General features: G+C 38.7%; 14 protein-coding genes. 4 read left to right on the forward strand and 10 right to left on the reverse strand.

The window, feature by feature from the left end:
* Positions 1–33 precede the first annotated feature (33 nt).
* Positions 34–864 carry an MBL fold metallo-hydrolase gene (locus tag AC27JP_RS10520; protein WP_487114788.1) on the reverse strand — a complete coding sequence of 277 codons (831 nt, stop codon included), beginning with the start codon at positions 862–864 and terminating at the stop codon, positions 34–36.
* Positions 865–1,113: 249 nt separating this feature from the next.
* Here AC27JP_RS10520 and AC27JP_RS10525 point away from each other — a divergent pair, with 249 nt between their 5' ends.
* Positions 1,114–2,283 carry a hypothetical protein gene (locus tag AC27JP_RS10525; RefSeq protein WP_487114790.1) on the forward strand — a complete coding sequence of 390 codons (1,170 nt, stop codon included), beginning with the start codon at positions 1,114–1,116 and terminating at the stop codon, positions 2,281–2,283.
* Between the two features lie 69 nt (positions 2,284–2,352).
* Here the strand turns inward: AC27JP_RS10525 and AC27JP_RS10530 are convergent, their stop codons facing one another.
* On the reverse strand, positions 2,353–2,601 hold the full coding sequence (locus tag AC27JP_RS10530; protein ID WP_487114792.1) for a hypothetical protein: 249 nt from the start codon (positions 2,599–2,601) through the stop codon (positions 2,353–2,355).
* Positions 2,602–2,609: 8 nt separating this feature from the next.
* Positions 2,610–3,482, reverse strand: coding sequence for a MipA/OmpV family protein (locus tag AC27JP_RS10535; RefSeq protein WP_487114794.1), 873 nt, complete (start codon positions 3,480–3,482; stop codon positions 2,610–2,612).
* 250 nt (positions 3,483–3,732) lie between these two features.
* Between AC27JP_RS10535 and AC27JP_RS10540 the strand changes: the two genes are divergently transcribed.
* Both AC27JP_RS10540 and AC27JP_RS10545 read left to right on the forward strand, forming a co-directional pair.
* Positions 3,733–5,568 (forward strand): GNAT family N-acetyltransferase, encoded by a 1,836-nt coding sequence (locus AC27JP_RS10540; protein ID WP_487114796.1) that lies wholly within the window; start codon positions 3,733–3,735, stop codon positions 5,566–5,568.
* Positions 5,569–5,619: 51 nt separating this feature from the next.
* Entirely contained in the window at positions 5,620–6,543 is a 924-nt protein-coding gene (locus AC27JP_RS10545; protein WP_487114798.1) for a histone deacetylase family protein, read from the forward strand.
* A gap of 67 nt (positions 6,544–6,610) precedes the next feature.
* On the opposite strand, the gene AC27JP_RS10550 is transcribed toward AC27JP_RS10545, so the two are convergent.
* From AC27JP_RS10550 to AC27JP_RS10565, 4 genes are all read right to left on the reverse strand, one after another.
* Complete coding sequence (locus AC27JP_RS10550; RefSeq protein WP_487114800.1) at positions 6,611–6,901, reverse strand: DUF6172 family protein; 291 nt, start codon at positions 6,899–6,901, stop codon at positions 6,611–6,613.
* Positions 6,902–7,093: 192 nt separating this feature from the next.
* Complete coding sequence (gene hpf, locus AC27JP_RS10555) at positions 7,094–7,429, reverse strand: ribosome hibernation-promoting factor, HPF/YfiA family (protein WP_487114802.1); 336 nt, start codon at positions 7,427–7,429, stop codon at positions 7,094–7,096.
* A gap of 135 nt (positions 7,430–7,564) precedes the next feature.
* On the reverse strand, positions 7,565–8,515 hold the full coding sequence (locus AC27JP_RS10560) for a DUF808 domain-containing protein (protein WP_487114804.1): 951 nt from the start codon (positions 8,513–8,515) through the stop codon (positions 7,565–7,567).
* A gap of 30 nt (positions 8,516–8,545) precedes the next feature.
* Positions 8,546–8,890, reverse strand: a complete 345-nt coding sequence (locus tag AC27JP_RS10565) for a YajD family HNH nuclease (protein WP_487114806.1) — start codon at positions 8,888–8,890, stop codon at positions 8,546–8,548.
* 242 nt (positions 8,891–9,132) lie between these two features.
* Here AC27JP_RS10565 and AC27JP_RS10570 point away from each other — a divergent pair, with 242 nt between their 5' ends.
* Positions 9,133–9,672 (forward strand): Mpo1 family 2-hydroxy fatty acid dioxygenase, encoded by a 540-nt coding sequence (locus AC27JP_RS10570; RefSeq protein WP_487114807.1) that lies wholly within the window; start codon positions 9,133–9,135, stop codon positions 9,670–9,672.
* A 101-nt stretch (positions 9,673–9,773) separates the two neighbouring features.
* Here AC27JP_RS10570 and AC27JP_RS10575 read toward each other — a convergent pair whose 3' ends face one another.
* The 3 genes from AC27JP_RS10575 to AC27JP_RS10585 all read right to left on the reverse strand — a co-directional run bounded on the left by AC27JP_RS10575 (position 9,774) and on the right by AC27JP_RS10585 (position 14,717).
* Complete coding sequence (locus AC27JP_RS10575; protein WP_487114809.1) at positions 9,774–10,217, reverse strand: hypothetical protein; 444 nt, start codon at positions 10,215–10,217, stop codon at positions 9,774–9,776.
* A gap of 245 nt (positions 10,218–10,462) precedes the next feature.
* Positions 10,463–12,655 carry a bifunctional diguanylate cyclase/phosphodiesterase gene (locus tag AC27JP_RS10580; RefSeq protein WP_487114811.1) on the reverse strand — a complete coding sequence of 731 codons (2,193 nt, stop codon included), beginning with the start codon at positions 12,653–12,655 and terminating at the stop codon, positions 10,463–10,465.
* 82 nt (positions 12,656–12,737) lie between these two features.
* Complete coding sequence (locus AC27JP_RS10585) at positions 12,738–14,717, reverse strand: methyl-accepting chemotaxis protein (RefSeq protein WP_487114813.1); 1,980 nt, start codon at positions 14,715–14,717, stop codon at positions 12,738–12,740.
* Positions 14,718–14,859 lie beyond the last annotated feature (142 nt).

The following is a 14,859-nucleotide window of genomic DNA, read 5'->3' on the forward strand; positions in this document are numbered from 1 at the left end:
CGCTGGCAATAGCTTACCTAACGTTACCTAAGCTTAATGCCGCTGAATTTCAGCAGTTTGTCCAGGTTTTGAGAAAAATAACTTTTCACCACTGCTAAGGCGTTTAGGCACTTGCACTGGCACATGAACACCAATATGCTGCTCAGCGTTAATTATCTCATCGAGGATATCTCGCCCTTCCGCCGAATAGAAAAACCAATAAGGAGGAAAGGCAGTATCAGTAACTTGCTGTTGCCAATGAGCTTTATGTGGCAGGTAATGGTCATCGTCAGGATCAGCATCGCCCATATGCATAACGGTTGAACCATCTGCCAAGGTGGCTCTAAATACAATATTTTCAACACTCGCTCTACTTGGCCAACCTGAATGAGGAATGCGCACTGCCGAAATATGAGTATTATTAATCGTTTTTGACCAGGCCATATCACCATAATTTAGTGAAACCGCATGTAACCTAGGCAATATACTTGCAGCATTCGTATGGTATTCACTTAGTTTTGTTAACTTATCAATCGCTTGCTTTGGCGCCACAAGCTGTACCTGAGTTTGAAGCGTTAAATAATTAAGCACATCTTTAGCTGAAAAATGGTCATCATGAGCATGGCTAATAAAAACATAATCAATATTGTTATAAGGTGCAGCGCCTTGAAAGATAGCTTGGCGAATACTTTCAGGCACTAATTGATAGATACTAAAGTCTTTGTGGAAAAAAGGGTCAAACAATAGCTTAGTTCTTTGCCCTTGCACCAAAATACCGGCATTACCTATGTATGTGGCATGACTTTTCTGCTTGTTATAATTATCATGCGCAGCAGCAACACAGCTGGCAAGTACAAAAATTAACGCGGTTGCCAAATTAGCCATACACTTGCGCCCCATGTTCATCTCCCTAATGATTATGTTTTGGTATAATAAATTTTTTATGTTTTCATTTTGAACAAACCAGCAGCTTATAACAACCATAAATTGTTGTTTATCTCGGCAAATATTGCCTCTTATAACACCAGTTCATATTTTCTCTATAAAATTACACTTTATCACTTGCGTTAGACTATTTTACACGTATTATGCCGCCCTATTTTTATGTTTTTATCGTCGGAAAATACCAGTTACATGAGAAAATTACTTACCTCTCCTAATGCGATGTCGCTTACTTCTACTGAGCAAACTATTTACCAGAATGCATTATCATTTGTTGCAGATCTCAGCTTGAATTTAATGGCGGTAAAAGTTGAAAATCATCCAGAAGACTTTCTTAACTGGTGCAGAGAGTTACACCGAATTTGCTTACATGACGTTAACCGTGACTTATTAGAGCCTAACCAAGAAAAACCCCTCAAAAAATTACAAGAGACACTGTCTAACGGTGTCAGTGCCTGCCAACTAAAAATGGCCCGCGTTATTCCTTGGCCTATGTTTGCCGGTTTTGTACAAGAAAATTCAGCACTACAAGCGTTGCCTGAGCGCTTAAAATTACTCGACTATATTAACAAGATACGCACTAGTAATTTAGCGGACATGATTGAAGAAGATCGCTTGGCGTTCGCAGGCAAACATACTGCACAACACGATATTAGCGTTTATAACTTTGATGTTGAATGGTTTGCCGGTAGCCGAGGCGCAAAAACATTTCACCAACTTTTAAAATCGCATCCGCAAGCATTTGACCAAGCGTTAGCAAGCATTCCATTGCAAGGCGACGTTAGCTTAACGCACTATCAAGACTTCATTAAAGCCTATAAGGCAATATTTGCTGAACATGCCAGTGATGAAAAAGCACCACTAACCGCAGCCACTCGTTTATTGGCTATGCGCCGACCAGACCAATTTATCGCTCTTACCAATGGTAAGTTAGATGTTCTTTCGCAAGGCTTAGGCTTAGTAAAATTAAATAATCAAAGTTTTGATGATTACTGGCACGAATTAATTGCCAGTATTAGAAGCACACAGTGGTGGAACTGCGCTATGCCAAGTGACGAGATTGAACAACAACTATGGCAAAACCGCGCGCTGTTAATTGATTTATTTTTGTTTGCCGACAATTCGTTAGCAGAAAACTCAAACTATATCAGAATGCGCGACAAGCCTAAAAAGATTAAAATTGGTGTCGCTAAAGCGGTTAAGCGCAGTAAAGAGTCGGCCGAAGCCATTGTTGATAAAGCATTTGAAGCGGATGATATTCCAGAATATATTCTCAATATGCGCAGCACCATTGTTAATAGTGTCAAAGATGGCAAAACAGTAGACCAAGCCATTACTTTAATGCGCAATATTTTTGGCTAGTCAGTAAATTCATTATTTGCACTAAGTTACAATGAATTTAAGCCCAACATTGTTGGGCTTGTTATCTTCTTACTTTGCAGACTTTTTGCTTACGTTATTAGCCTGTTCTCTTTTTACCAATAAAAAGGTTAAATACATTTTCGTTGGTAGTGAAAATATCAAACCAAAGGCGATACAAGTCGCACAAATTACAATTCCTTTTACTCCCATTGATGTCGGTAAATCGGCATAAGAAATTAGGTAATGCCCTAAAGCAAATAAAGAAATGCCAATAAAAATGAATATTTTCATTAACCGTATTTGTGCTAATTCCGACATATTAACCTCTAAAATAGCTTCAGCTCGTTCCCGGCAAACAATGTCCACTTTATGCCTAAGCCAAGTGCGTAATTAATATCTTTTTTATAAAGCGGGCTGTCTTCATTGCTAGCCCCTTTGTAATAGCCCAACTTAGTGCTGACAAAAACTAATAGATCATCGCGGATCTTAAAACGATTAACCAACGACATCTCTGTGCCTAAATAGCCGCCACCGGCTTGATACGTTGGCCGCTCGTTAGTACTAAATTGCTCATCAACCTGATAAAAGTATTGATGGGTTTTTTCGGTTGCAAACAGCGGTGAAAAAGTAAATTTAAACCTGCTATTTTTGCTAAATAGTCCTTTTCCTTGATAGGCTAATTCCGGCTGAAAAATATAACCTCGCTCATCAATACTTGAAAAGTCAGTGGAAAATACTTTGCGAAACTGCAAATTCAGCCAAGTTTCACTGTCATCACTATCCGTCAACATAAAGCTAACTTCTGGTCCCACTTCAAATATAAAGTCTAAATCTGGCATTCCCTTTCGAGCGCGAGAGTCATCAGAATTAGCATTAAATGCCGCACCTAGCGACAAATCAACTTTAAAACGCGGCTTTTCAATTGCCACCGCTTTTATAACGCCATTCTCTCCAACCCGTAACCGTTCACCTCGGTATATTAAAAATGGCACCGGTAATATCTTTTCTTGAGTTTCCGACGCTGCAGGATACAAAGGACTATGAAAAGTCGCCAACAACGCCCCTGCTTCCCAGCGCGGTTTTTCAGTTTTATTGACATCAACTTGTGTTTTACTGCTAGCATATGTTGGTAGTGCCAGCATCAGCATAGTAGTTAAACATAATAAACCAGTCACCAAAGTCTTATTAAACTGCTGCATTAATTTTAGTCCTTGCTTTATCTTAATTTTCATCACGACAATTTTATCTGTAGGCAAGATAAAGTGTTACAGAACGAATTAACAGTAAAATATAACTTTAAAGTTAAGTTAACAATGCGTGAAATACATTGAATTTTCAATTTATTAAACTACACCTTTAGTCTAAAGATGTATTAGATTTGACTCGGATCAAAAAATAACTTATTGATTAATTCATACTCAGGTAAATACTGCACAAATAGAGAGATTTATGCCGATAAAGAAAAAGGAAAAATCAGCCATCGATTGGTCAAAGTACCTTAAATCAGGCAATCGGATATTTATTGGTTCAAATGCCGCGGTTCCCAATGCCCTTATTGATGATCTCATTTCCAATAGTGCCGGTTTACATGACATTGAAGCCGTGCATATTTTAACGCTTTCTGACAATGTTTGGGCCGACGCAGAGCATAGAGACTTATTTAAAGTTAATGCTTTTTTTATTGGCGGTGAAAAAATTAGGAAAGCGATAAGAGAAGGACGTGCCGATTATACGCCGTCATTTTTATCTGAAATTCCCAAGTTGTTTAATGAAAATATTTTGCCGTTAGATGTCGCCCTGATCATGGTTAGCCCACCAGATGAATATGGTTATTGCTCTTTAGGTGTCAGCGTGGACATTGTTTCAGCGGCAATTAAAAAAGCTAAATACGTTATCGCACAAATTAACCCAAAAATGCCGCGCACTAATGGCCACGGCTTTGTTCATATCAATCAAATTCATGCGCATATGACCATGAAACAATATTTGCCAGAAGTACCGGAACCCGAAGTTGACCAAGTTACCGAACAAATTGGCCAATATGTTGCCATGTTGGTGGAAAATGGCGCGACAATTCAAATCGGCATAGGGAATATTCCCTCTGCGGTGTTGCAATATTTAGCCAACCATAAAGATTTAGGTGTACACAGTGAAATGATCTCAGATGGCATTATCGACTTAATGCTCTCGGGGGTGATTAATAATCGCAAAAAAACCTTTCATAAAGGTAAAACTGTGGTCAGTTTTTGCGTTGGCACTAGGCGATTATACAAGTTTGTTGACGGTAATCCCCATGTTGAGTTTTACCCAAGTGAGCACATAAATTCACCGGTGAATATTGCGCGCAACGAAAAAATGGTCTCAATCAACAGCGCCATTGAAGTCGATTTAACTGGGCAAGTGGTTTCAGACTCTATTGGTTATCATTTTTATAGTGGCATAGGTGGTCAAGTTGACTTTATCCGTGGCGCGGCCTTAAGCAAAGGTGGCAAGCCAATTATTGCCCTACCTTCCACCACCAAAGATGGTAAAATATCTCGAATTGTACCACATATCACCGAAGGGGGTGGTGTTGTCACCTCTCGCGGCCATGTTTCCTATGTGGTCACTGAGTACGGCATTGCCTCTTTGCAAGGAAAAAGTATTCGTGAGCGTGCGCTTGAGCTGATCCGTATTGCCCACCCGAAATTTAGAGCTCAATTATTAAAAGATGTCCGCAAACATTATTGGGTACCGGAATATCAAGAAAACACCCCAACATCCGTGCCTGAATTAGGTAAAATAGAAATAAAACGTTTCACCTTTGCTGACGCTGAGTATTTTCTTCGGCCACTGGCTCCGGCAGATGAGCGAAAATTACAAGAATTCTTTTATTCACATAACAAAGAAACTTTGATGATGCGTTACAACCATCATGCAACACAAATGACTCGTGAAAAGTCATGTAACTTGGTAAGTGTTAATCAGCACGTTGATTTAGCCTTATGTTTAACCGAGCGCGACCATTTAGGAGAGTCAATTCAAGCCGTTGCTCGATATTATTATTTAGAATCGACTAATAGTGCGGAAGTTGCCTTTGTTATTAAAGAAAGTAAACGCGGTAAAGGCATGGCAAAAGCACTGCTTTCTGAACTCATTGCTATCGCCAAAATTCGTGGTTTAGATCAGCTGATCGCCTGTGTCAGACGCGACAATGCGCCTATGCTGAAAGTATTTGAAAACGCAGGTTTTCTACGTAAACCTTCTGATGATTATGATGAAGTAAGCTTAGCCTACTCGCTATAAATCAGTGCCCATAAAACAATAATATATCTGTGACATTTAAAGGAATTCAATATGACTGTCGGCGTTATAAGTCACCATCAATGTTTAACTCATGATATGGGAGAGCATCATCCAGAAGCCCCTGAGCGCATGGCGGCTATTCAAGACCAGCTGATTAGTAGCGGTTTAGATTATGTTGTTAGGCAATTTAATGCCAAGCCTATTGACAAAGAGTTACTGTATTTAGCTCATGATGAAAGCTACATAAATTCCATTTTTGCCAATGCTCCAACAGAGGGAATTTATCGTGTTGACGACGATACAGTAATGAACCCCAACACCCTTAATGCCGCTTTACTTTCTGCTGGCGCAGCAAAAGACGCAGTAGACTTAGTGATGTCAAAAGAGCTATCGGCGGCATTTTGTGCCACCCGCCCGCCAGGGCATCATGCTGAACATGACAAAGGGATGGGCTTTTGTTTTTTCAATAATGTTGCCGTGGCAGCCGCTTATGCTAAATCACAATATAAAATGAAACGTGTTGCTATAGTCGACTTTGATGTTCATCATGGCAATGGCACTGAAGATATAGTCAAAAATAAAAAAGGCTACTTATTTTGTTCTACATATCAATACCCTTTTTATCCATTTGAAATACAAGAAAGCAATAAGCCTCCTATCATTAACACACCACTAGATGCCACGGCAAAAAGTGCTGATTTTCGTCAAGCAATTTTAGATACTTGGCTACCAGCACTAAATAAGTTTAAACCGCAAATTATTTTTATTTCTGCTGGCTTTGATGCTCATATTGAAGATGATATGTCACAAGTGAGCTTAGTTGATGAAGATTATCGCTGGGTAACAGACCAGCTTAAAGATATAGCGGATAAACATGCCGATGGCAAAATAGTTTCAGTACTAGAGGGCGGTTATTCGTTGGGTGCTCTTGGCAGAAGTGCTGTTGCACATATTAATGGTTTAATTGGTTATTAGATTTTTCGTGTTAGTACAATAAACCTCGCCATAGCTAATACCCGCGAGGTTTAGTTGTGTTAGTGCGTTATTTTTCTTCGAATGTACGAATCGCTGGTTTTACTAATATTTCAAGATAAAACGAGGTTAAGTTATTCTCTACGGCAATATCAATTTGCTTGTTAATGGTGGCGACATGGATAACATCTGCCGTTTGCTCAGATGAGCCAATTTTACAATCAAAATCCCAGTAATCAGCACCTTCAGGTAAAGTTTTGTTGCGCTCACGTTTTAGATATTTTTTAACTTCGTGTTTCACCGCTTCTACCATTCTGGCAACTTTAATTTTAGGGTGTGTTAACTCGAATGTTTTTTTCATGGGATTCCTTGGGGATTAAAAGTAACGCTTTATATGTTAAATCAGCAAAATAAAGCCAATAAGGTATTTTACGAGAACATGCCCACAATAGCCATTACTTCATGCATTGAAAGAAGTATTATTCATCTACTCTAAAATGTAAAAAAGGCCGTGAAATACGGCCTTTTTAGAAAATGATAACGACAAGTTCAATTATGCACTTTCAAAGGCATTCGATTGTTCAACTTCATATTTCTTTTTCTGTTTTGCTGATAACACACCTTTACGATGTGCTAAAGCCGCCTCTAGTTTACTTGCAGCACTGGCGATGGCGGCATAGAGTTCTTTGTCTGCGGCGTTAACTGATACGGTTGCGCCTTCATAGGTAGTGGAAACTTCAAGTTTTTGTTGGTTTGGCTCGACGGTAATAATAACATCTAATGTCATTAGGCTAGGGAAGTGTTTGGCAACTTTTGCAAATTTGTTTTCAACTGACTGGTTAATGCCTTCAGTGATTTCAACGTGATGTCCGGAAATGATTATTTTCATATTGCTACCTTTTTTGTTGTCTTCAATTATATACTCAGGGCGAAGACAACAAAAAACAATAGCGAAATTGCTAAATTTTGTAATTAATTATCTAGTTAGTTGATAACCTTGTTTTAAATCAATTTATAAATAATTTTATTTGGCTGTGGTTTGCTTATTTTTTAAACGCGATATAGCACTGACCAGCAGTAAAACAGCACCACCAGCAACAATCCCCGTTAAGCCATCCAATAAAATAGGCAATATACTGTCTGACATGGCGCCAATATAACTGTGTGCCCAATGTTCAAATTGATGAAATTTGTCACTAAGCCACTTAAAGCTATGCACTATGATGCCACCGCCAACTAAGAACATCGCAACCGTTCCGACAATCGTTAGCAACTTCATTAAAAACGGCGCAAACATTAACAACCCTCGACCGATAGCTCGTTGAATGCTATTAAAGTTACCTGAAACTGATTTTCGCAATAAATAAAGCCCTAGGTCATCAAGTTTTACTATTGCAGCAACTAGACCATATACGCCGACCGTGATAGCGATTGCCAATGCAGATACCACCATAACTTGTGTTTCAAAGGCGGCTTCTTTCACTGAGCCAAGCACTATAACAATAATTTCGGCTGATAAGATAAAGTCAGTCCGAATAGCTCCTTTAATTTTTTCTTTTTCTAAGACTACAATATCAACACTTTCATCGGTTAACGCATTAAGTGTTTGTTGGCGCTGTTCAGCCATTGCTTCCTTACTTTGTAAAAACTTATGGAAAACTTTCTCAAAGCCTTCAAAACACAGGTACAATCCGCCAATGACCAGTAAAACAGTTATTAATGGCGGCGCAAAAGCGCTGATTAATAATGCCGCTGGCACCAAAATTAATTTATTAAGAAATGAACCTTTTGCCACGGCCCAAACGACGGGCAACTCTCGATCCGCTTTGACACCAGAAACTTGTTCTGCATTTAGCGCTAAGTCATCGCCTAATACCCCTGCGGTTTTTTTAGCTGCAACTTTTGATAATATCGCGACATCATCTAAAACCGTTGCGATATCATCAATTAAGGTGAGTAAACTACTACCTGCCACATTCAACTCCTGTCATACATACCTGTAATATTATTTTTTAAGCATCGACTTTAGATCAGCAAACGGGTTATAGGTTGCGGTATCTTGATTGCTATCACCGGCTTTCACTTCGGTTTGATAGTTGGCATGGTCAGTATATTTTGCGTGTTCATTGTCATGGCAATAAATACACAATAGCTCCCAGTTACTGCCATCATTAGGATTGTTGGTATGATCATGATCAACATGATGTACCGTTAATTCTTTAATATTTGAGTATTCAAATGCACGAGCACAGCGGCCACAAACCCACGGGGATAGCTTTAATGCACGGTCACGATAACCTTTTTCTTGGCTTTTGTAGTTAGCACTGGTTCCGAATCTGTCAGATGACATAAAAATAACTTTTTCAATGAGTAATCGTCATATTGTATGAGCTAGCTAATAGGACTTCAACATCTGTACAACTATAAATTAACTGATACAAGTCGTGGTAAAATTGTCTCAGCAATGCAAAACGTTAAGCTGATGCTGTAACTTACCGTTGGCTAAATGATAAAGCTTTCATCTGGTCTGCTCTCTTTACTTCGACGTGGTAAGTTGCCATTATATTGACAGAATAATAACGAGGAACTGTCATGAAAACAGTCGAAGAACAATTATCAAATTACAAAAGCGTACACTTTAATAAAAGTAATATTAAAACTCATTTTGTTGGGATCCCATTAATTGTTTGGGCAATTACGGTATTATTAAGTTTACAGACCTTTACTGTAGACATAGCGGGTAACTCACTAACCTATACTCCGGCAATGGTACTATTTATTGTCGCGCTAGTTTATTACCTTAAATTACACGCTAAGTTGGCACTCGGTATGCTGTTTTATATTATCGCAAATATCTACCTTGCGAGCTTAGTCACAACAATGGCAAGCGCGTTATGGATAGCTATTGGCGCATTTGTTGTTGGCTGGATCATTCAGTTTATTGGCCATATCTATGAAAAAGCAAAACCGGCATTCTTCGATGACATTATGGGGCTAGTTATTGGTCCGTTATTCTTAATGGCAGAAGTTTACTTTGCCTTGGGGCTTGAAAAAAAACTCAATGAAGATATTACACCTATGGCTATCGAAAAACGCCGTAATATTGAGCGAAACAAAACTAAAAAAGCCTAGGGTCTGTTTTTTTGCAAAATTTTAAGCCTCAACAATAACATTTTATTGGGGCATTTTAGTTTATACATAATTACTGAATAGCTTTTTTGCGGCACTGAAAATTACTTAGCTTTAGTAAATTTATCATAATCGTCAATTGAAGCACTTTCTTTACATTCCGCTTTAACACTGATTTTATTGACGTCAGTAAATTCTTCCAGAATAAAATATCCTTGACGACAAAACATTTTCAATATGGCTAAGCTCTCTATTCGCTCCTGAAAATACTCTTGTAATACTTCGTTATTGAGTGCATTTTTATTCGGTGCTATAACAGGCTTTTCAACTTGGTTTTGTTCAGCTTTACCTCGGCCCCCTTTCCTCTTACCGTCTCTTTTTGCTTGCGTTGCTGGTCTACCTTTTACCGATTGATTTTCTTTTGTATTATTGTCTCGTCGTTGCATCAATAATGAGAAGCTAAAAACCTTGGAGCCATCGGGTAATATTTTGGTTTCTAAAAACTCTTGGTAGCTAATCGGTTTCTTATTTGCTCGTTCCGGATTCATAGAGCACCCAACTAGAAAACAAGCAAAAGTGATCACTAATATAAATGTAAATGTTGTAGAGCTCATAAAATGATTCCGAAGACAACTGGTAGCATAGTGCCAAGACATAAAGCGTGTGTACTCTAGTCTAACGGAATAAATGTAAAGATAAGTCAAACAAGGTAAAGGTTAGTAAAGAGAAGTGACTTGCTATGTTGAAAAATAGAACCGCTAACTACTTTAACTAGGTAAATATCGCAGCTAGATTAACTAGCTGCAATATAAGCTTCAAGGTCTTTAGCTGGTAGTGGTTTTGAATAAAGATATCCTTGAATTTTACTGCAACCTAAAGCGAGTAACGTTTTAGCTTCTTCATCCCGTTCAACCCCTTCGGCGAGTACATCCAAATTTAAATTATTAGCCATAGCGATAATGGTTTTTACCAATACCGCACTTTTTTCTTTCATATCAAGGTCAACCACAAAAGCACGGTCAATTTTTAATTTGTGTATTGGCATCGAATTCAAATACTCAAGTGAGGAGTAGCCAGTACCAAAATCGTCAATAGCAATCGAGAAACCTTGTTGGTTTAGCTTGTAAAGGAGCTCGATAGTATTTTTAGGATTGACTAACAAACAGGTTTCAGTAATTTCTAACTCTATTTGTAACGGTGAAACATTAAAATATTGAATATTCACTAATAAATTATCGTAAAAGTTAGCCGATAACAGTTGTTGAGGCGAAATATTAATACTCACTACCGGCACCTCAATACCCAACTCGTGCCATTGTGATACTTGACGAAACACTTGCCGAATGATGTTATCCCCTAACGATGGCATCAAGCCATTAGACTCCGCAATAGGAATAAACTCAGCTGGCGAGACCATGCGGTCGAGTGACTTTGAGTACCAGCGAACTAAAGATTCTGCGGCAAATATCTTTCCAGTAGTAACATCCACTTGCGGTTGATAAACCATGGTAAATTCAGCAGCACTTAAGCCTTTTTTCATGGCGTTATGAATTTGCTGTGCATCACTAAACTGTTGATTGATTTGTGGGGTAAAAATACTATAAGTATTATTTTGCTGCCGACTTACACTGCCTAGCGCCGAAAAAGCGTTGTCGATCAGGGTTTCAATATTTTGTCCATGTTCAGGGAAGTCACTAACCCCCACCCTAAAGTTACAATAAATTTCCCCCCCCGCAATGTCATAGTGTTCAGCTAATGCTGAAGTTAGCGACTCTAACATGTCATTATTAGCGTTTTCATTAACCTGGCAAAACGCAATATAGCGACTCTCAGAAAAATTGCCCAGCAAAGAGGGCTCAGTTAATTTCGCTTGCAAGCGCTCCTTAATTTTATTCTGTAGTAAACTGACATATGCTGCGGGGTATGAGGCCGTAATACGGTTGAAGTTCTCCATGTTAATAATCAACAGGCGCCCTTTTTTCTCAGGCAACAGAAAGTGCTTTTCAACCTGTTGTTTAAAGTGCTTTTTACTGGGTAACAAGGTAACACTGTCTAATTCAAGATAGTCGAAAAGTGGCGCTAATAAGTGCCGATTAGAAAAATATAACGCGATCATCACCAAAATAAAGATCACTAAAAATTTTGCCAATAAAGTTAGCGTACCTTGATAGATTTCTTTTGTGATCAAGCTATTGGGAATGGCAAAAACAATATGACTAGTTAAGTCCTCAATCGCTTCAGTAACATAGAAAGTATGAGAAGAAGACTCTGTTATCGGTAAAATGCCACCTAATTGATTTTTCTGGAATAAGAGCTGTGCTTGCGAAGACCAATCATTATTTCTCCCTTGCAATGCCGATAAAATAATATCCCCTTGACTATTAACCAAAAAAGCATTGCCTGCCATATCCATATCAATATTACGCAAAACCGATATCATATAGTCAAAGGTAACGTGTGCTGAGGCTAAGCCAATAAACTTACCGTCTGATTTGATTGGCGACGTAATCGCTAGCCAAGCTTGTTTATTGCTTTCTATGCTTATATAAGGTTGACCAAATACCGCTCTATTTGCTGCTTTACCGGCAATGTACCAACCTCGTTTTCTGGCATCATAGCCGGAAGGAGCTTGCCAGCCGTCGACGTTATACTGACCCGTGTTGTCAACAACATAGCCTAAATATTGCATACCATGTTCATAAGGGTGCCATTTTAGAAATTCATCAAAGCTATGGTGTTGGGTTAAGTCAAGATCATGATCTTCAAGATAAAGTGCAAAGCTATTAACTTGTTTAACAATATCTTGTGTCCAATAGTTCAATTCACTAACAGCAAAATTAGCTTTTAGCTGTATTTGCTTTTGAATCGCCACTTCAATTCTATTTTTAACATGCAAGTATGCCACGAACGTTGATGCTAAAAGTCCCATTAGCAACATGGCAATAAAACTTATAACTAATTTATTTTTATTGCTAGTAAAAAACATCGAGGTTAACTTCCATAATATTCAACTCAATACCGCGTTAATTTCACTCATACATTAATGAAATATAAAACCCGTTTATAACTTAGATCTTAAATCGGTTAGCTAAGTCCTGCAACGATGCAGATAAATGCGCCTGTTCTTTAGCTGTACTGGCTATTTGCGATGCTCCAGCGGTAGTTTCTGCTGACATTTGCTCTATACTGACAATATTTTGCGCAACATCTTGGGTAACCACCGACTGTTCTTCAATCGCCGTGGCAACCTGTTCCGTCATCGAGAAAATATGACTTATCGCATGGGTAATTTCCTCCAATGTATGTTCAACATTTTTTGAATTTTCCACCGCGACACTGGCTTTATTTTGGCTGTCTTCGATAACTTGATGAGCCGAATTAGCATCCGCTTGCAAAGAACCTATAAATGATTCAATTTCCGACGTAGACTCCTGAGTTCTTTGTGCTAAGGTTCTAACCTCATCGGCAACAACGGCGAACCCACGACCTTGCTCTCCGGCCCTTGCCGCTTCAATAGCGGCATTCAATGCCAACAAGTTAGTTTGTTCGGCGACTGATTTGATGACATCAACCACTTTGGTGATGTTGTTACTACTTTCATGCAGGCTGTTAATTTGTTTTGCTAAACTGTCTATTTCTTTTGACAAAATTTCAATTGAATTATAAGAAAGCTGAACCACAGTCAAGCCTTGGCTTGCTTGCCCATTAGCTTCTTTGGCGGAATCCGCCGTGAGTTGGGTGTTGCTCGCAACTTCTTTAACGGTGGCGGACAGCTCTTCTACTGCTGCCGCAATAGTCACAATACCTTCCTGCTGCTGGGTCATGGTTGTGGCATTATATTCACAGGTAGTCGAGGTTTCTTCTGCGGCCGCTGACAGAGTTAAACTCGACCCCGATATTTCATTCACCGTTTGTGAGAACTGCGCTAACGTTAAATTTAGCGCATTAGATATTTGCCCCAACTCACTTTTGCCCAGTAAAGTTGTCCGTACCGTTAAGTCATTTTCATCTCTGACCTTTTCCATAACAAACGTCAGCTCTCGTACCCGAGCAATCAAGTCTTTAATTGAAATGATACTGATAAAAATAACAATAACGAGTAACGCCATGGTAAATAACACATCAATAATAAGAATATTAAATGACTGTTGAGATTCATTTTTAACTAACACCAACAAATGATTTGCTATTTGGTTTTCAACTTTTTTTAGTTGGCCAATCCGTAATGTCGCCTGTTGAAACCAGTGTATGGCATCAACGCCAAACTCTGACATTTTACTTTCGGCAACGCCACGCAGTCTTGCAACTTCTTTTATCGCAGGATGAGCCAATTGCGCTTGGTAATAAGCAACATTTTCTACGGTTGCAAACGTCAGGAAATTGTTCATATAAGTATTTTGCTCCGTCACCAAAGCAACAAATTTGACAAACATGCCATCAGCATAATTATCAGCAGCAAAAGTATTACTCATCACGGCCCGTTCAATACCGGCACGCTCCTTCCCTTGTAAGAAGTTATAATAAGCAATGGTTTGCTTAGAAACGTTGGCATTACTACTTATTTCAGCGATTAAACTAGAAACAGAAAGTAGCTTGGCATTGAGATTAGTGTAATAACCAATCGCCTGCTTTGCGGCAATATTTAAGTTATTAACTTGTGAACGTATTTGGTCTAATCGCTGCAGTTCATCGCCAATTTGTTGGTTCAATCGACGGATGCTTTCTTGCTGAAAACTATTTTCTGACAAAAATGCCGCGCGACTTTGTTGCTTACTGTCGGTAGCGACGTGCTGCTGGCGAAGTTCATTGACAAATTTATTGCCTTTAGATCCTAAAAAGCCAGCCGTCGCTCCACGCTCTTTTTGTAATTCATGCACTAAATCACTATAAGTAATGGATAACTGGGTTAATTGAGATAATTTTTCCATCTCGTTATTAACTGAATAGTTTTGCGTCAAAGTTACACCGCTCAGCCATAAAAACCCTATTAAGGGCAATGCTAAGAGTATAAATATTTTATTTTTAAACGAGATATCAGAAAACTTCACTACTTATCCTTTTTATAAGAGTAATTTAAGCTTATTTTGAAAAATTAATTGCGCAAAAGAAGCAGATCAAAGAGAGGTGTACGACGAGGTTAAATAACCAATGGAGTAATGCTATTTTACCACAGCCTCTATGGTTTCATTT

This window comes from Colwellia sp. SU-HH01172 (assembly GCF_057553355.1).